The sequence below is a fragment of the Anaerostipes sp. 992a genome, assembly GCF_001940245.1.
GTDB lineage: Bacteria > Bacillota > Clostridia > Lachnospirales > Lachnospiraceae > Fimousia.
Map to the genome: position 1 here is coordinate 425,737 of NZ_MJIG01000004.1, position 19,798 is coordinate 445,534.

The window sequence follows — 19,798 nt, forward strand, 5'->3', positions numbered from 1 at the left end:
AAAAATAGGGATGCTTTACTACCGTTTTTGCAACAGTGAATGAATAGCTTTAACAATAGTGAGCCCGTAATCAACAAAGAAATTCTTTTGTTCTTCAGAATAGGTCTTTCTTTCTCCTATCGCTTCATCCGAACAATGCCGGAAGCATTGCATCTTCTTTCTGTAGTCTTTTACCACAGAATCAGTGATAAATCCACAGCACACTTTTGAATAATCGGGCGTTACAAATTTCCCATCCCGTTTTAGCATATTTTCTATTAAGTTTGCAATCTCGGCAAGTTTTTCATCCGTACTCATACTATTAAATGAAGCCTGCCGAGTAGAAATCTCAATGAATTTCTGATTTATTGAATCTCCTACCTCTATATGACAAGATTTTTGTTCAAAAGTAAGTCCTGCGACAAATGATCTTCTGGTTGCATAACGAACAGTTCCGTTATCATCTCCCCCCTGAGCAATTATGCGATTTCTAATATCTCCGTATGTGAAGTCAGTAGGTTCAACAGGTGGTCTTGCCAATATCCTAGGGAATTCTCTTATCTCATAGCCGAGAGTATGCAGATAGTATGTTATTAGATAAAACCAGCACTTGTTCTCTCCTGAGAAGTTAACATCAGGCTGGCACAACTCGCGGAATTTGGTTATAGCTTCTTCAGCGTCATAAACTTCAAACTCATAGTTTTCGGTTTCTTCATATCCAACGAAAACATTAAATGTCTTATTTACATTGTCGATAGAGTTTCGGAACCGATAATGGTATTCTGATTCTTTTATATTCTGAAAGTAAAATTCTTTTAAATCCATTCTTTCACCTCGCGATACTGTACTAATGGACACATTATTTCGGTTACCATTGTACCATACTCGTCAACAATTCTCCACAGAAAAAACGCCCTGCATCCGCAGAGCGCCTTTCTCGTTCTTTATTGTCAAACCACCCGGAACATCTTCTGAGTGACAGGCTTCTCGCCTGTGGCCTTTTCCAATTCCTTCTTGGCAGCGTTGAGTTCCTCCATCCGAATCATCTCGTCCTTTGCATCCTCCAAGCCGAGGTGCGTATAGGTATTGGATCTATGTCAAGACTTTGGACACAAAAAGTTGAACTTTTCTTTCCTTACTTAATCGCAAGGAGAGATGTTTTTTAACCTGCCAGAGCCTCTTCTTCAACCTGTTGTGGTGTCTTGTAATCAAGAGCACTATGGCGCCTTTTTCGATTGTAGAAAGACTCTATATATTCAAAGAGTGCAGTTTGTGCCTCCTCAAATGTGTGGTAAGTGGTAGGGTAGACCTCTTCCTTTTTAAGTACTGAATGGAAGGACTCTATACATGCATTATCATAGGGATTTCCCTTTCTACTAAAAGAATGAATTATCCCTTGCTCCTGTAAATACTTTTCAAATTCCTCGCTGGCATATTGACTGCCAAGATCACTATGAAGAATAATTCCTGTAGTATCTGGTATGTTTAAACAGGCATTTTTGACAGCCTTTGTAGCAAGCTCTGCAGTTATTTTTTTACCATAGGCCCAGCCTATTATTTTGCGATCGTATAAATCCATTACTGAAGCTAGATAGGTCCAACCTTCATTAACTACATGGATGTATGTTATATCTGTTACAAGCTTTTTGAATACCGTTTCAGCCTCAAAATCGCGATTAAGGATATTTTCCTTGTCATCAGGAACATAGCCTTGATGCTTCTGGTATTGATACTTTTTGATAACAATGCTCTTTATCCCAAGCCTTTTCATATGACGCTGAACCCTTTTAATAGAGCAAGAGATGTTTCTATCATTAAGCTCTCGATGGATTTTAATTGCTCCGTAGCGTTTTTTATATTCATTATAAACAGATAAGACTTCTTCGCTGAATCTATTGTATTCTTGTTCTCGTCTAGAAGGAACATGGTTGATAGCAGCATAATAAGTGCTACGAGGAAACTTAAGTGCAGAGCACATTTGTTTAACTGTATATTTATCGATGTTAGCCTGAATAAAGGACACGTATTCAGCTATTGATTTTTTGCGAATATGGCAGTAGCTTTTTTTAATATTTCATTTTCAATTTCAAGCTCCTTCATTTTCTTTTGAAGTGCTTTGTACTCCTTTAATGAAACAGTCTCTGTATCGGAAACTGCAACAGGTGCCAAATTCTTAATCCAGGTAGATATTGTGCCTTTTGGAATGCCATATTCGTTGCTTAATTCAGTTACGCCTTTGCCAGCTTGGCAGTGCAGATCAACAATCTGCTGCTTAAATTCTGGCGTATAAGATTTTTGATTTTTAGCCATTGTGTTGAACTCCTTTTTATTTAGTATAGGTTGTTCAACATTTCGTGTCCATAGTTATATCCTAATACCATTTTTACCAACTCAAGAACTGTCAAATTGTCACCATATGGAGTAATACCATCATTTATATCTTTTAAAACGGCTTTTTCCTTCTCTCTAAGTGACTGACAAGGTCTTCTTCCTGTCGGAAGTGGATCTGTCGATTCTAACTTCCAACTGTAAAGGAATTTCTGCTTTCCAAAGCAATCTGTATAAACAAATGCATATCTTCCATCCGCTCGCTGGCTTTCTCCGTTTCGTAAAATACGCCCTTTTTTATCACGCCTTTTCTGATTGCGATTTCTTTCACTCAAACGTCTTCGCTCCTTTCTACGAAGAAGCCCTAGCACGACAATCATATTATATCATACCAGGGCGGCATTTACCACTTTAAAGTGGTAAAGTTTTATATTTCTTTTATTTCTACAAGGAAGTTGTCTGATTAAGGAATTCCTCAAATTTATGTCGATTTATCAACGATTTATTACCCACCTGAACAGTAAAGCAATTATCAGAATCAACGTTCTCAGAAATTAGCATCCTTATCTTCTTTTCTCCAATTCCAAAATACTGAACAGCCTCGTCAACTGTTAGCATATATTTCTCCCATATTGGAACCATCTTTCCTTTCACTTTTGCCTCTGTATTATCTATTTTCAACACCTCCATCTTTCTCATAATAGGCAGCACTTTATCTGCCCATGACAAACAGGAACCCATGCTCCTATCTCTCATCAGCAGATAACAAAAATCCATACAGGTGGCAGGTCATTACTCTGCCCACATCGGTCTTGCACCGTCATCCAAATTGACCGGATTTCTCCGAAAGTATCATTATCAAAAATATGTATCTTTGCCCCGTGCAACTGCTGCACATTTTGCCAGATATCCCTCGCTACTTACCTTAACTTCAATACCAGATTTCAGTATTCCTTCGTATGAACCTTCTCTATAAAAGAAAGCAGGTATCTCTTGGCGTGTCCACATAGTGGCTCCACATATTCCACACGTCCTGTACGCATTTATATATGAATTTGTCAAGGTACATTCACAGACTCAAGCCTGCATTTTGGATAAAATCAACTCTGGACTTATCAGCCCAAAAAGCACATAAGCGCACTTCCGTCTGCTATGAACGGTGTTGTAAAAAATTATGTGCTTTAGCGGAATGACAAGATTAGAGTTCCCGCTTATCCGGTCCATACTTGCAGATAATCTGAAATAAAACTTTCTTATGTATCCCCTCTGCCAGTTCATACATTTCCTGCAAAACTTTCAGTTCAAGAGGAGTCAGCATATTCATATACGGCTTATAATTCTCTCCCACAAAAATTCCACCATTCCCTCCTTGTTTCGTATAAATTGGAAAACCAAGAGATAAAGCCTGAATATCATTTTGTATTGTGCGAACCGTAACATTAAATTCGTCTGCCAGTTCTTTCGCCGTAATGCGACGTCTGACAAGCAGAATATTTATTATTTCAGCTCTTCGATCTGCTGTATTCATGCTTTACCTCCTTTCTGTAAATTCTCCAATCTCATTGTAAAAAATCACAACCACCGGCTCAGCCGGTGGTTTGTACTTGCCCTATAAGGGCAAATTACCGGCACTAGAGTCTAAAGACTCATCGAATGGTTCGCCAACTGCAACATCATTTACCTATGGAGCCCTAAAGGGCTCATTTTATTTATTTGCTTTTACTGGCTCACCCGTAAACGGGTCAATATACTCTTTTAGTGTCATTTGATCATATTCTAAATCCTCTTTTAACTGATTTTGAATATACTCTTGTATTTTCTTTGCATTCTTCCCTACAGTATCTACATAATATCCTCGACACCAGAAATGTCTATTTCCATATTTATACTTTAAATTTGCATGTCGTTCGAATATCATGAGTGTACTTTTTCCCTTTAAATACCCTACAAAACTTGAAACACTTATACTTGGCGGAATCCTCACCAGCATATGTACATGATCTGGACAGATTTCTGCCTCCACTATTTCTACACCTTTTCTTTTGCATAGCATACTCAGAATATTAGCTATATCTTGTTTTAACTTTCCGTATGCCACTTTTCTTCTATATTTTGGTGCAAAAACAATATGATACTTACAATTCCATTTTGTATGTGATAAACTACTAATATCCATTTGGATAACCTCCTTTGATTTTATGTGGTTGGCGAACCAACATAATTATATCATTGGAGGTTTTTTACTGTAAGCTGAAGCAATGCTGACTCACCGGCTGAGCCGGTGGTTTCTTTGTTCCTCAAAGTTTCGTTTCTCTGCCTGAGAAACTCCACAATGATGAACAGGCTTAAAGCCTAACAAACGAACCGGAAAAAACCTTTCATATTAAAATAGGCTTTTTTCCGCAACCGCTTTTGATACAATCAACTCAACTTATCCCAAAATAAATACTCTTTCCGCTCCTGCTTTCTCTTATTGACTTTGCAGCTTCTGGTTGCTAAAATCTTTTATGGATAGAATCACAAATTCATAAAAAGACACACAAACTGCTATGGAACTTCACGGGCATCTGATGCCTGCTGTGAGCTGTGGCAGTTTTTTTATTACCTATGCCGTTCTCCGAAGCCGGACAGCCGGATGCTGTCCATAAATGGGCGGTAACGCCCGTATGAGTTTTGGACAGGCTGCCTATGCAGCCTAAAACTCGCAAATTCCCTGCGGGCAATTTGCCAAAGATAGCAAGCACTGCCTGTGTTCCCTCACAGGCACCATTTCCCCAAGTTTCTTCCAAGTAGAAACCTGAGAAAATGGGCTTGCATGGGGCATATCCCCCTGACCCCCTTTGCACTCCAAAACTCAGCAATTACTCCACGGGACTTTCTGAATTTTTACGTTCAAAAGCACACCGCCGGATACGGCATATCACAAAATCTTCTTTATAAATAAGGAATGGAAAGGACAAAGCAATGGCAAAAAGAGAAAGACAAAATGAATTGAAAATATATCTGAGCGATGATGAACAGTACATCCTAGAACAGAAGTGGAAAGCCTCCAATATGAAAAGCAAATCCTCCTTTATCCGGCATCTGATTTTGTACGGATATGCTTTTGACAGTTCCTGAATTGTGTTTTTCACAACTCCAGAATTGTCTTTCCACAGAACCGAAAATGAAGTTCTTTACATAGATCAGGTTCGGTTTCCCAAGTCCCTGTCGCTTGCGTTCTATCAGACCACATTTCTTTTCCAGCTCATCCAGCAGCTTCACCGCTTTCTTTTCGGCACAGCCTAACGCACCTTTGATTTCTTCAATGGTGAAGATGATATAGACACGGCCTTCCTCGTCCAGCCAACCGTTCCGGGCTGACAGGTTCATACGGTCAAGCAGAATACCGTAAAGAAGCTTGGCATCGGTTGATACATTCCAAAAGCAATCCTCGGTGAACAACACCTTTGGAACACGGTAGAATGTGAACATCTCCGCTTGCTGACCATAGAAATAATCATACGTCACTCATCCTCACCACCTCTTTCTTCGGGAAATACTCTTTTTTCAGAGGGGTTCTGCGGAAAGTCGTATCCTTCATCTTGTACGGACAGCGGACAAAAAAGCAGAAGCGATACTTCCATCGGGGTTGATAATACTCGCAGTCTTTGCAGTATTTTGGCTTGTCACGGCGATTGCGTTCATACTCATACATATCAACGCACCCCCACTTCCTTCATAATCTTCCTGGTACACCAGCCGATGCAGGGATGATCCCGCCCATAAGGACAACCTTCACATTCCGACTTCGGCTTTGGGGGTACGGAGATTAAGTAGTAACAGTTTTCTTTGCCCAGACGACAGCCCTGTTTTCGATTCTTCCAGAAATAGCAGTAATGGCAATCGTTTGGCTTGTCTGAGGCATAAACGGTTTTATACAACAAACGAAACCTCCCATCATTCTAATTTGCCTTTATATTTGGGCATAAAAAAAGAGCGTCTACTCAACCCCGCATTATGGGGCGAATAAACGCTCTATGTAATCCATATTAAGTTGTATTGCACCTCCTGCCATAATATTGGAAACTGTTTCTACCCCAAACAGCTTCAGAACCCGCCAAAATCAAGGCTTTTCAGCACTCCCTTTGACTGTTCTTATTATGACACCAGCATCTTTGTGTACTGTAGATTGCTGTTGTATGATTGGTGATCCGCACACGAGTGATTGTCATTAGGGACAACAGTTTTCAGGACTACAACCTGTCTATATACCTATCATGCATAATGTACAAATCATCACACAACAGTTTTGTATCATCAATAATCTGAATTTTAACAGATGGCTGAATGCTTTCTGATGAGTCTAAATGTATGAGATTAAAATAAGTAAATGCCTTTGACAGTACTTCAGAACACCTATCCTTATCTAATAACCCCATTTGGGACAGTTCATCACATACTTGTCGAATGAACCTTTCTGATGGAACCTGCAAAAATATATCATCATCATTATCCAGAACTAAACCTTTATCATAACAAACCAATGACGCAGCGCCCTGTAAATGATGCATAATCTCCATAAATAATTCGTCATAAGTACATACTGATAAGGCGATATTATGATCTTGTAAACATTCATCCGGGATAAAGGCATACACAATATCATTTCCCTTGAAAGAAACCTGTGGATGCTGATTGATATGGATATTTTCTCTGCTGATCTTTCTGGATTCCAACTGAAGAAACTCGTTCAATTTATTAAATGTCAGACAGTTTGCATCTGTGGCATCAATATGTCCATTCAATGCCTGCAATATCAAATATGTAAACACACTAATATTGTTTTTATTGAACGTATCCAATGAACACTCGCCCTTGCTACACGAGTAAATAATACCGATTCCTTTGGCATCGTCTATGTATTCATTGAGGAAATTGCGAGACTGTTTCCCTAATCTCTTGCTATGATCGATTTTCTGCTGGCACGCGTCTATTAATATTGTGATACTCTTATACTTGCCTTCACTCATATTGGACAGGATGTCAGTAATCTCATCAATTGAAATCACATTCGCAGAAGGTAGTTCGGAATCTGAGGCCCAAAAATGAAAAGTATCATTTATGTTGCAGCCATGACCGCTGTAATAAAAAATAATATTTGTATTTTCATCTATATATCCATCGCAGGTGTATATAGTGTTGAGGATATCTTGCTTTTTTGTTTGATTTGCATCGGAAGTTATCAATATGCTGTTATCATCCAACGAAAAATATTCTTGAGATTTTAATGTTTCAAAAACAGCTTTTGCATCTGTGCAACAGTTCTTTAAATTGTCGGCTTTTATTTTATACTCGTTGATACCTATAGCAATAGCGAAAATCTTTCCTATTGCTTTCTTTCGTTTTTCATACATTATTTGTTCAGCCTTATTCATAATATTACCATTCCTTTGTTTTGCAAAATTCGAGTATATCGTTTCAATTGTAGCATAAACTGCAAATATTCACACTGAAAAACAATCTTAATGAAAATCGTTTTCTGTATCTCCCACCAAATTACGTTGTCGTTTGTAATATAAAAGCAGGTAACACAAAGAGATACTCATTGTATTACCAGCTTAGGGTTATTCTGCTTCTTCTAACATATTCTCGATGAATATGCCATATCCCCGTGTGGGATCATTTACTAAAACGTGTATCGCAGCACCCACAATTCGCCCATTTGGGACTATAAGCCTCCCCGACACGAATGATTGTCGTTAGGGACAACATTTTTCAGATACAAAACAACCATACATTTTGCAACGCATAGCTGTTTTGCTTAATACCTCTATTAATCAATTCTCAACAAAGAATATTCATTTGTAGGATATCTATATCCAATTAGAGTTGTAGTTGACTTATCTTCATGTGAAAAATGAATAGTCACCCGTTTTGCTAACAGATAAGATACTTTTCCTTCAAAAAAGTATCTAAATAAAAACATATGATTTGTTGGATATATCAGATCTGTTTTTATTATTATAGGATGAATACTTTGATCTCTATATATCTCTTTGATTTTCATTATATGAGACTCAGGAATATCAAATAGTTCAAAGAAGAATCCCTGAAGCATTCCACATCTTGACAAATACTGAACAAATCTAATATTTTCAATCTGATAGGCAATCTTTCTTTGTTTTGTACTAAGGGAATTAATTACTTTGCGTGTATTTTTATTATATGGATGCAAATGTTCAAATTCTGCAGTCTGGGCTTCATATTCCCCAACAAAAGACATTTCCTTTTTCAAAATCTCAATTTTACCAGGATCACTTATCCAGCTTAAAACTCCACTACGTAATATTGCAGTAGAAAGTTCATTAGAGCATTGTTGAATCTTTAATGACACATTTTCCATTTTTATTTGCGGATAATCATTTGTTTTAGTTAAAAGTTGTCCAACATAATCATTTAATACCGCTCCATACTTTTTTGATAAACCAAGAACCTCTTTATAGTTAGACTTCTCTGTAACGAATGTTCTTATTTCCAAAGCCATTCTTTTCGCAAAATCATCTTCATTTTCGAGATTCTGAATCAAAATCTGATCAACTACATCAAAAGCATATAGACCATATTGCCCGAATTTAGAAGATACGAGTTTTACATACTCAAATGCCCAGGGATTACTTTTTTCATTCACTATCTGCGAGAAAAAAACAGCTATATTATTTAATTCGCCATGTTCTCTCAATAGTTTTCCCAATCTGATAGATGAACTAATTATATCAATCATTTTTTCCTCCATTACTAATGTCTATAATTCTATAAATAATAACTTTTGAAAAAAGATGGAATAGTTCATTCAATTCTTGATTAGTAATAGGCGCGGAGATTTTTTTGTTATGTATCAATTTCTGCCTATTCTTTTTTAATTTATTAAATAACTCCCAATCTCTATCCTCAAACGTTATAGGAAGACGGTCAATTAAAGATTCTAATTTACTCTGTAGACTTGAATTCCCTTCAAATGAAGATTTTATTACGCCGCCGATTCTCTCCCTCAATTCTTCATTTTGGATTTCATTAATGACTTTTTTTATTCCTTCAATAGAAGAATCATATTCAGAACCATAAGCTAAATGTAATTCTTGACTTAATAATGTCCCTTTCTCACCAGTAACCAAAAACTCCAAACAATTATAAAGAGAAATAATCTTCTCTTTCGAATCTTCTGTTTTTAATGATGCATTTAGCCAAACGATGGACTGTAACAAATCCTCTGCTAACTTTCTTTTATCCTTACTTTTATCCAAATAGAAAAAATCTTCCAAAATATTATCTTTATTAAGAAGATCTGAAAACTCTTCATCTACAGTAATAAGTTGAGTAATAAGACTGTTTTTGCGATTTAAAATTGCATACTGCTGAGTACTTATAACATCTTCAACATAAAAATGTTTATCAACTGTAAGAGAAGAACTTAACATTTTGAAATTCCATGATCTATATGTATCTTTAGTATTATAAAAAATCCGTGGAGAATCATCCAATAATATTATTTGTAAAAGAGTTATAGCTTTATCAACTACTTTTACTGCCTCTTCTGCAGCCATTCTCAAAGACTCATTTACAATTGCAACTTGGGCATAGCAATGATTAGTTTTCCCAAGTATTGCAGTATATTCATTTTCTCTATCGATATCAATTCCACTTTCATTAGAAAATGTAACCAATCCAAATCTAACGTCCGTTTTAATTTCAAGTCCTCGTATTGAAAAAAGAAAAAAGAATCTTCTTTTTCCAGTATTTAAAGATTTACCTTCCTTCCTCATTTCAATCGGATTATCTCTATCTTTGTTCAATGAATATTCCATTACTTGCAAAGTCCAAAGTAAATTTCCAGTAATTTTCATACCATTCATCTGGGAATGCTTCATGAAATATTCATGTTCAGAAAACAAATCAAGAACAACGTTATCAATATCGGGGAACGCCTTTAAACACATAAGTTCTTTAAATACGATTTCTCCAGCTGCTGAAACGAAAAACACTTTATCATACCTGTCCAGCTTTTGTTTATTCTCGTTATTTATAGTAACTTGAAGCCTCGTGCCCATATTGGTAATACAGGCATTCACATTTGCAAGTGGAATCATTGAGTTTAATAAAAACTCAGTTTTTTTATAAGGTACAGTTTTCTCGGCCGTTCTTACAATATAGTTACCAATCTTGTAATAATTCTTATCTGGGTTCAAATCAGAAAGCAAAACTTTTATTTTTTCATTATCAATTTTTTCAGAAGCAGGACCTGTTATATCAGCCTCAGAAAGCATAGTTAAAACCTTTGATGCTATTTCCATAGTTGGAAATGTTTGATAATCATCCATCATTATTGTAAAAAAGTTCTGAAACTTAAAGAATACCGCATGATAATAGTTTTCACCGTATCCTAAAATAATGTCCGCATATTTGAAACCCTGTTTCCCATTAATACTCAGTCCACCAGTTGTATATAAATGCTCTTCTTTGATAAAAGCCATATTTGACACCTACATCCTTTGCTTAGATTGTTAAATTAATTATAGCATAATCCGCTATAATTCATAGATAAAAACATCGTATATTACTCTTTCCTGTTCATCTCTGATTTTAACAAATTAATCAAATAATCTTTCCTCATACGGTATGCTTCATAATCCATCACATAGATCTCATCTACACCATTACGAAGCACAGGAACTACCTTTCCCACTTCACTTTCGCATACTCTTACGATTTCAGCCGGATTGTTGAATGTTCTAATTAGGATCGGTTCTGCTACCAGCTCCATATCTCTGCGGACATTAATCAATGGATTATCCATAACTTTGCCTAATCCATTTTCATAAACTTCTCTGGACATCAGCACGAGCTTCGGTTGGCCGTTTCTATTCGCAACCACAATTTCATTTACCTCTTTACAGAAGGATACGATGCCTGTTGTATTTTTCAAATTTGCTAATGGAATGTATTTCATATTGTCTACTCCTTTTTTATTTTGGAATATAAAAAGCAGGCAATACAATGAGATACTCATTGCATTACCTGCTTAGGATTATTCTGCTGTATCTAACATATTCTCAATAAAGATGCCATATCCCCTGGTGGGATCATTTACCAAAACATGGGTTACGGCACCCACAAGTCGCCCATTTTGAATCACAGGGGAACCTGACATTCCTTGGACAATTCCAACATCTTTAATTAATAACGAACAACGTCACTCTATAATTTTTGCCATGCCCGGAATCTTTAACAATTCAAAAAATTCATTGATATCATCGTGTTTCTGCTTCGGAAACTTACTCATATATCGATACTGACAAAACGTAAAAAAGATTTCTTTTTTAGCACGAGATAATGCCACGAAAAATGCACATCTGTCTTCTTCTGGCTGGTTTTTGAAACTCCAAAATGCAGAATCTTCTAAACCGACAAAATATACTACATCATATTCCAAACCTTTACTTTTATGAATTGTCATAATAGGAACAGAATGCAATCCCTCAAAGTTCTCTATAGCAAGCAGCCAGTCTTTTTCCGTAGTTTCAAGCTCATTCCACATATAGTCCTTGAACTTAGTCAGTACTTCTTTCAAATATGTACCCTGTCCGTAAACAGGAAAGTTTGCCTTAATACGATTTCCACCCCAAAATTCAATTGCATGTTTTAACAACTCTTGAAACTCTCTTTTACTTGCAACATTCTTCATCATAGAACCCAGCAGTTCTATTTCAGCATCAAGGGCCTCTTGCATTTTTAAATAATCATCATCCGACTGATAAGAAGCTACATTCCACAACTCAGATGTTTTCAATACAACATATTCCCAATCATGCGGATGTTTTATATCAACAGCTAAACGTAGTATTGATATCAACATTTCAACAATGGGTTCTTTGATCAAATTTTGATAATCGTCTTCGACACGGGCGTAAATTTGAAGTTTCTTAAGTTCATCAATAATTCTTTCCGTATAGTTCGCCGGTTTTTGTTTACAAAGGATACAAATTCTATTCGGCTCTAATCCTGACTTTATTTTTGAAGCAATCTGCTTAGACAATGCAGTCGCTTCTTGTTCATCATCTTTAGCAATAAATAAAGTAATTGTGCCATCTTCAGGTTTCCATTTATCCGAAACACAAATCGCACTATCCTCTTCATTTAACGAGGCATACATTTTTCTCTGCAGATCAACAAGTCTCGGAGCAGAACGATGATTCATAATTAGCTTTTTGGTTTCAGCATTAAATTCTCTTTTATAATCATCGAAGACCGTTTTCAATGCACCAGCCCAAACCATAATGCGTTGCTTATTATCACCAACTGCAGTCATTATAGAATTCGAGTTTAAAAAACACTGCTTTACCAAACCATATTGTAGCCCCGTTGTATCTTGGAACTCATCCAAGAAAACATATTTATACGTTAGCTGCAATCCTCGCTTAATTTTAGGATTAGTCCTAATAATATATTCTGAAAGGATACTAATCATTTTAAACGAGAGGGTTGGCTTGTAATCATCAAATCCTTTTAATAAAAGCCCCCAAACTCTTTCTCCCAAATCGTTTTTTGTATATGGCAACTGTACATTACCAAGCACGCTATCATAATATGTTCGTAGCTTATATGCTGGTAATCTTTGTGGATTATTGTATCCCGCCTTTTTAAAAGCTGCGTCTATTATATCTGCATCATTAACTAAATATGATGACTCTGGCCTTATGCTCTCTGGAAGAGCAAATCGGAAATGATCCACAAGACTTTTAGAAAACGCATCATAAGTCATGGATATAAAGCGAGATTCTACTTCTTTTCCGCAACGTTTTATAACCCTTTTTTTTAAGTTATCCGCCGCATCATTTTTAAAACTTATTGCCAAAATCTTTTGTGGATCTCTACAGATATTCGTCTGAAACAAATAGCTTGCTTTTTGTGCCAACAATTCTGTTTTTCCTGCACCAGGTCCCGCAACAACAAGAACATTCCCTTTTGCTTTAACTGCAGCGTTAGCATTATCTTCTAAAACAACACCATCACATGGTATCCATTTTTCTGATGCAACAATCTTCATACGCATTCTCCTTCAATACCTTTTCCGCAGCAGTAATCATTCGAGCGAATACCGGTGGCATCATCGAAACTTGCATTTCATCACTAATTTTTGAAAATGCCTCAATGTGAGTTGATGGCTTTCCTCTGTTCAAAAAGAAATATGTATACCAGACCATTAATTTCTTTTGTTCCTCGGAATACGTCTTTCCATTACCACCGCACTCTTTTAAAGAATGACGCACATCATCTGCAATACGATCAATGTATTCCGGATAAGCAGGTTCCTTTCCTTCAATATCCTTAATATACTTTTGAATGCTCTCCCCTTTTTCTTTTACCATAAGACGAGGGCCTTCTTTTTTCCCCAACAGACTCTTATATACATCTCCAAAATGTTCCAGCATTAAAAAATCAATATCCAGTGGTGTGGAAAAGAAAACATTATACCGTTCTAAACAAGAAATCCAACTTTGTAAAAAATCACTATCATTAACATCCCATGTGTGCATATCACCAAATTCTTCATCAGAAAGACAACCCGATTCAGTTTTTAACAATTCTGATTTAGGATACCCATTTTGAATCAATTGTTCGAGAACATATTTAATGCGTCCCCATCCACCGCCTTCTCTTTCTCTATCAAAATCAAGCAAAGTGATATGTGGAATATTCAAGTCATTAAGAAGTCTCCAAAAATGATTCACATGCCTTCCTCCAAGAGGAACAATAGATATTCCACTTGTATCAACATCTCCGTTTTTTGCATTCCAAATTTTCGGCAGAATAATCTCCTCACTATCCCCTTCTCCTAAAACAACAAGTTTTGCAAAATACAATTCAGGATATGCTTTTACTGCCTCTTTGATAAATTTATACTGATCAGCAAGCTTCTCTTTATCTGGCAATGTAATTGAACGTACTATCGTTGTACAATCTCCTGTATTCAAGCGAAAATATCTTAATTTTTCAGGATCAAAGCGTTTAATAATCGCAGTGGAATGAGAAGTTAAAATCGCTTGAGCATTATTCTTTTCCCCAATTTTCTTCAAGTTAGCAACTAATTGTCCAATCAAATGTGGTGCAATATGATTTTCAGGTTCTTCCAATGCAATAATAGATAACACTGGAGGGGTATGGTTAAAAGAAACATGTTCAGGTTCTGTATCTATCTCTTGCTGAATTTTCGCCTCAACATCAAGGATGCTGTCAACCAAAGAAATATAGAACAAAGAACGCAATCCATCACTCATATCATCAATAGTACACTCTTTTCCTGTTACCGTAGGCAAAAAAACAACTTCCGATTTTTTGATTGAAGAATCAATATCAGTACTATTAAAACGCAATTGCGCATTTGAATATCTTGTATCCGAATCATATGCTTCCCATTGCGTATGTATGGATGTACCAAGAATAGATACACCTTTTTCTTCTAAAAATTGATCGTTCAATTCTTGTATTTTGGTTTTGACTTTTTCCTGTGTCGACTGACTCCAATTAATGCTATTCATAATCTGATGCATCATTGTTCCAGAAACATTCTTCAATTGTTTGGATGGATCCCTAACAGCCGGTACATATATAACTCGAATACGATCTAAATCTCTTCGTAATGGAGAAATCCTATATTCATCTGTAATCGGAACACTTTCAGGACAAGTAATGTAATAAATCTTACTTTCAATTGCCCCTTCTATATTACTACTCTTTTCCCAGGATGCTTCTAAACGAATACGTAAATATGGAGTTCCGTCGGGATTATCTACAATAAGACTTTTAAAGAATGCTGGAACCGAAGACGAGCCATCTTCCCCTTTTTCCAATTCATCAAAAGTAAACACAGCTTCAATATAGAGTTCTTGAGATTCCATTTCCTCTGGTTTCATATTTTTAGGAAGGTGAAAATCACTTCGTTTCAAAACTCTGTCTGCAGCATTATCGGAAAACATGCAATTTAAAGCCAATAATACTGCCGTTTTTCCAGAGCTATTATTTCCTATAAACGAAGTAATATCGTCAATGTTAATTACTTGCTCACTGTTTCCAAAACATCTATAATTACACAGTTTAATTTTTGACAATTTCATCAAATATCCCTCCCTTAAATGCGTATATATTATTTCAGATTTTTGTTACGCAACCTCTTTATATCTTGTATACACATACTCATAAATCTGCTGACGGTACATCGAAATACTCAATTCATCATAACATTCTGGCAATTCATTCCACAGAGTATCACGAATTAAATTATCTACCACAGATTTCGTTTCCTGTTTATCAGTCCAATGATCCAGTTCAGAAATCTTTGCTTTAACTTTCTGAAGCAATGATGCTGCAACCTCTTTCAGTTTCTTAATATCATTTTTACTCAAATCTTCACGGAACAGCATGTCATAAAATGAAAGTTCTTCATCGCTTGCAAATCCTTCACGGACATAACGCTGTTCTTCCTGATTCATACTGTTTGCCAAATCCATCAAGTCCATAAAGGTCTTTTCAATGGTTGCTCTATCCTGTTCACTGTTATAATCATCAATAATCTGCTGATAACGTTCATAATAATTGATACGATCCGGGTTAGTAAACAGCATCCGATCCAATTTCATCTGGATAAGTTCTTCCAAATCCTTCAGCACCAGATTCTTTTTCTTTACTTTTGCAAACTCTCTGCGAAGCAAATCAAAGTCAATAGCGCTAATATCAAAGCGGCGTGGCTCTTCACGCACCATCATTGGTGTATGCTGAATTTCCACATAAGAACTGATAATAGCATTGATCTGCACCATTAAATCAGTAGTGTTAACATGCTTGCGCTTTTTCTGCAGTTCTGCGTAAATGGCAGCAATCGCTTCGTATTCCTTACGAGTATGACCGGTAATATCATCACGGTCGGTATACTTCATAAGACGGTTTAATTCGGATGCATAAGTAGTGAAAGTTTTCTTATCTTCAATCGTGCCACAGACGGCATTTGCTGCTTCCTGCAGGTAAGATAACTTCATAAAGTCATAAGAATCAATCAACATCCGCAGATCGAAATCATTCTCTGACAGAAATGCTTTTGCTTTAGCTATAGTTTCAATAATACGGGCTATCAGCTCATCTTTATCTACAGTAGGGTCTGTTCCACCGTTTCCACCTACATTAGCTGTATAATCTGCCAATGCTTTTCTGAGGGCTTTTACAATACCGATGTAGTCAATAATCAAACCATTGCTTTTACCTTCGCTGACACGGTTTGCACGAGCGATTGTCTGCATCAGAGTATGAGCTTTTAATGGCTTGTCCAGATACAGACAAGACAGGCATTTTACGTCAAAACCTGTAAGCCACATCGCACAGACGAAAACTACACGAAGTGGATTCTTGGAATCTTTAAATTCCTTATCCAGTTCTCGTTTTTCCATCTTTGCACGATGATATTTAATATCCAAATCCCACTTTTTAAAAGTCTGGATTTCATTCTGTTCCTGGCTGATAACTACAGCCATTTCAGTTTTTTCCATCCACTTCAGCTTGCGCTCTAATTCCTGTGCTTCCTGCTGAGTGGCTGTTTTTATTTTTGCTTTCAGCTTTTTGATTTCATCTTTCCAGTATTCCTGCACGTAATTGTACATACGAATACAGGTTACTTTATTCAGACAAACAAACATGGCTTTACCACTTGTCCACAAGTCTGAATAGTGGTTTACAAAGTCACAAGCAATAGATTTTAATCTTGGCTCTGCTGTCAGCAAATGTATTTCTTTTGCAAATTCTGCTTCCAGTTTATCCTGCTGGTCAACATCAAGATCAGCATTTTCAATTGCATCCAGAATCTGTTCTGTAATTTCAGGGTTATGTAAATCTACAATCTTTTCACCACGATTTTCATAATAAAGTGGAACTGTAGCACCATCTTCTACCGCCCTTTTGAAGTCATAAACAGATACATAGCCACCAAAGGTGCGTGCCGTAATATTATCACTGGACAGCAGCGGTGTACCTGTAAATCCGATACGAGCTGATGTAGGCAGTAATTTCATCATGTTATCTGCAAAGATACCATACTGGCTACGGTGAGCTTCATCAGACATAATGATAATGTCGTGGTCTGGATAAATAGGTTCTGCATTTGATTTATTAAACTTCTGAATCAGTGTAAATATAAAGCTTGGATTACCTTTCAGTTTCTGCACAAGATCATCACCACTTGTAGCAATAAACTGTGATGCTTTTGTTTTACCAAGCAATCCGCAGTTTTCAAAAGTATCACTGATCTGAGAATTCAGTTCTTCACGGTCAGTCAGAATAACAAAGGTCGGTGAACCTTCAAATTTTCTGCGCACCTTCTGTGCAAGAAATACCATGGAATAGCTCTTGCCAGAACCCTGTGTATGCCAGAAAACACCCAATTTACCATCATTTAATTTTCTTGCTGCATAAGCTTTCATTGCCTCATTTACACCAAGATACTGATGGTTACGGGCAAGAATTTTAGCTGTATGACCGCCAGAGTGGTCATATAAAATAAAGTTTTCAAACAAATCCAAGAAGTTCTCTTTCTTACAAATACCACGGAGCATTGTTTCAAGAGCAACGCTGCCCTGATCTTCTTCTGCAAGTCGCTTCCACTCATGGAAAAATTCATATTTACTGCCAAGAGTACCGACCTTTGCTTCTGTACCGTTGGACAGCATTAAGAACGCATTATAATAAAACAAATGCGGAATGGTGTCCTGATAATCTGTGTAATTGTCATCGTATGCGTTCTGCACATCAACAGTATTCTTTTTCAGTTCCACAAATAACAATGGAATACCATTTACAAAACCTACAATGTCTGTTCTGCGGCGGTATAAATTGCCATGAATTTTCAGTTCCTTAATTGCAAGAAAATAGTTATTGTCAGGATTCTGAAAATCTATTACAGCAGCTTTTTTCGTTTCCGTCTGTCCATTTGGCTTCTTCACAGTAACCGGAATACCGTCACGAACAAGAAAATATTTTTCCTCATTTACCTGCAACAGCGAAGATGTGGACAGTCTATTTTCCAAAAGCTTCTGTGCTTCAGAAATCTGGCTATCGTTTATCCATGGGTTCAGCTTTTTCAATGCTTCACGGAAATAACGAGACAGCAATATCTCCTTGTAGCTTTCTCTGCCGAAAGTGCCGTTTTTTCCTAAAATTTCTGTATTATAAGCAAACCGGACATCCCAGCCCAGCTCGTCACGGAGCAGATTACCGGCACTTTCTTGAACAAGAATATTTTCGGAATAATCGTAGCTCATACAGTTCCTCCTATCAGTAACTCTAACTTGACCATTCGCATCTGTGTTAAACGCATATCATTTGCATTTTGAATTAACATCGGATGCTTTCTATCTGCACGAATAATCAGCTCATACAATTTCTGCAAATTCTCTATTGCTTGAGCATATTTTACTCGGTCAATTTCTTCAATATCTTCTACAGTTATACTATCAAGATATCTGAATACTCTCGATAATACTCCCACAAACACATCTGATATCTGTATCAGTTCAGTTTCTTTTGATTCCACAAACTCATAATTTTTGAATGGAGCACCATTGCTAATTAACTCAGTTTCGTCCATTTTAGCTTTAATGACCTTTTCAAAATCAAAATAGTGTTTTGCATTCTTGTAGGTATAACATCTGCTTAAATAAAATGTATAATATTCGCTGACAAGAATATTTGAATCATTGTCATACAGCAACGAAATATTTCCATGCCTACCAACATCTTTAAGCATCTGTCTCAATACTTCCATACCAAAACCGGCTTCAGTTGTATCATCATTGTATGACTGTATAAAATCACAAAACTCCAAACAGAAAGCCCTTTTGTCCTCTCTGGAGATATTAGGGAACTGATACTTATGCAAAAGTGGAAGAACCTCATCCAAATATTCCATGCAGAAATTATATAATTCTGATTTCAGATATTGTACCCACTCAAAATTAAAAGCAAATTCCGGACGATATTCCCATATAGAATCCACCAGATCAACAAGACCATAATACAGGCTGTTTACTGTGGCATAATGTATATACAACCCACTGTTATGTAGCCATTCCATATATGTAGTAACTCTGCTGTTCCCCATAAATTCCAAGAACGATTTGCCACTTCTGGTCATGTGCTTAAACTTCAATTCCTTGATGGATGACTGCAATTTTAAATCCTGTAACAGCTGTCCTGTATCCGCCGGACACTGTTCACCATCAAAAGCCACTCCGCCCAAGATAAAATCACATTCTAAGGCAGTCTCATCATTAACTCCATTATCGGTCAGTATAAGCTTTCCGCAGTTGCCAGTCTCATCATAATAAAATGTCATTCCATCGTCACACAGAGACAGACCATGCATTTCTGCGTCAATTTTTCTCATTTCATTCACATCAATTCCCATGTTCTACCT

The 19,798-nt window shown here is 36.6% G+C and carries 15 protein-coding genes and 3 pseudogenes; all 18 read right to left on the reverse strand.

Annotated features, from left to right (window positions below; genetic code table 11):
- Window positions 1–18: 18 nt before the first annotated feature.
- Window positions 19–804: a hypothetical protein gene (locus tag BHF69_RS06285; protein WP_075670201.1), complete on the reverse strand. Its 786-nt coding sequence runs from the start codon at window positions 802–804 to the stop codon at window positions 19–21.
- A 337-nt stretch (window positions 805–1,141) separates the two neighbouring features.
- Window positions 1,142–2,002: an IS3 family transposase gene (locus BHF69_RS06295; RefSeq protein WP_075670202.1), complete on the reverse strand. Its 861-nt coding sequence runs from the start codon at window positions 2,000–2,002 to the stop codon at window positions 1,142–1,144.
- An 8-nt stretch (window positions 2,003–2,010) separates the two neighbouring features.
- A complete protein-coding gene (locus tag BHF69_RS14410) occupies window positions 2,011–2,289 on the reverse strand; it encodes a transposase (RefSeq protein WP_075670203.1) in 279 nt (92 codons plus the stop codon).
- A gap of 20 nt (window positions 2,290–2,309) precedes the next feature.
- Complete coding sequence (locus BHF69_RS06305; RefSeq protein ID WP_242946125.1) at window positions 2,310–2,642, reverse strand: integrase DNA-binding domain-containing protein; 333 nt, start codon at window positions 2,640–2,642, stop codon at window positions 2,310–2,312.
- Between the two features lie 109 nt (window positions 2,643–2,751).
- A complete protein-coding gene (locus BHF69_RS06310; protein WP_242946126.1) occupies window positions 2,752–3,048 on the reverse strand; it encodes an excisionase in 297 nt (98 codons plus the stop codon).
- A 457-nt stretch (window positions 3,049–3,505) separates the two neighbouring features.
- The gene (locus tag BHF69_RS06315) at window positions 3,506–3,835 is read right to left on the reverse strand and encodes a helix-turn-helix transcriptional regulator (RefSeq protein WP_075670204.1); all 330 of its coding nucleotides are present in this window, start codon (window positions 3,833–3,835) and stop codon (window positions 3,506–3,508) included.
- A gap of 177 nt (window positions 3,836–4,012) precedes the next feature.
- Complete coding sequence (gene tnpA / locus BHF69_RS06320) at window positions 4,013–4,483, reverse strand: IS200/IS605 family transposase (RefSeq protein ID WP_075669051.1); 471 nt, start codon at window positions 4,481–4,483, stop codon at window positions 4,013–4,015.
- 929 nt (window positions 4,484–5,412) lie between these two features.
- Window positions 5,413–5,817, reverse strand: a pseudogene (locus BHF69_RS14660) (replication initiator protein A); the annotation flags it as partial.
- Between the two features lie 725 nt (window positions 5,818–6,542).
- On the reverse strand, window positions 6,543–7,724 hold the full coding sequence (locus tag BHF69_RS06345) for a caspase family protein (RefSeq protein WP_075670207.1): 1,182 nt from the start codon (window positions 7,722–7,724) through the stop codon (window positions 6,543–6,545).
- A 189-nt stretch (window positions 7,725–7,913) separates the two neighbouring features.
- Window positions 7,914–8,036 (reverse strand): annotated as a pseudogene (locus tag BHF69_RS14735) (SpoIVB peptidase S55 domain-containing protein); the annotation flags it as partial.
- 86 nt (window positions 8,037–8,122) lie between these two features.
- Window positions 8,123–9,070, reverse strand: a complete 948-nt coding sequence (locus BHF69_RS06355) for a hypothetical protein (RefSeq protein ID WP_075670208.1) — start codon at window positions 9,068–9,070, stop codon at window positions 8,123–8,125.
- Window positions 9,063–10,817, reverse strand: a complete 1,755-nt coding sequence (locus BHF69_RS06360) for a hypothetical protein (protein WP_075670209.1) — start codon at window positions 10,815–10,817, stop codon at window positions 9,063–9,065. Before BHF69_RS06360 ends, BHF69_RS06355 begins: the two co-directional genes overlap by 8 nt.
- Window positions 10,818–10,900: 83 nt before the next feature.
- A complete protein-coding gene (locus tag BHF69_RS06365; RefSeq protein WP_075670210.1) occupies window positions 10,901–11,293 on the reverse strand; it encodes a hypothetical protein in 393 nt (130 codons plus the stop codon).
- Window positions 11,294–11,371: 78 nt separating this feature from the next.
- Window positions 11,372–11,518: pseudogene (locus BHF69_RS14740) on the reverse strand (SpoIVB peptidase S55 domain-containing protein); the annotation flags it as partial.
- A gap of 18 nt (window positions 11,519–11,536) precedes the next feature.
- Window positions 11,537–13,390 (reverse strand): UvrD-helicase domain-containing protein, encoded by a 1,854-nt coding sequence (locus BHF69_RS06375; protein ID WP_075670211.1) that lies wholly within the window; start codon window positions 13,388–13,390, stop codon window positions 11,537–11,539.
- Entirely contained in the window at window positions 13,353–15,458 is a 2,106-nt protein-coding gene (locus tag BHF69_RS06380; protein ID WP_075670212.1) for an ATP-dependent nuclease, read from the reverse strand. Before BHF69_RS06380 ends, BHF69_RS06375 begins: the two co-directional genes overlap by 38 nt.
- 45 nt (window positions 15,459–15,503) lie before the next feature.
- Entirely contained in the window at window positions 15,504–18,644 is a 3,141-nt protein-coding gene (locus BHF69_RS06385; protein ID WP_075670213.1) for a type I restriction endonuclease subunit R, read from the reverse strand.
- Complete coding sequence (locus BHF69_RS06390) at window positions 18,641–19,789, reverse strand: DUF3800 domain-containing protein (RefSeq protein WP_075670214.1); 1,149 nt, start codon at window positions 19,787–19,789, stop codon at window positions 18,641–18,643. The genes BHF69_RS06385 and BHF69_RS06390 overlap by 4 nt, the downstream gene beginning before the upstream one ends.
- Between the last annotated feature and the right edge of the window lie 9 nt (window positions 19,790–19,798).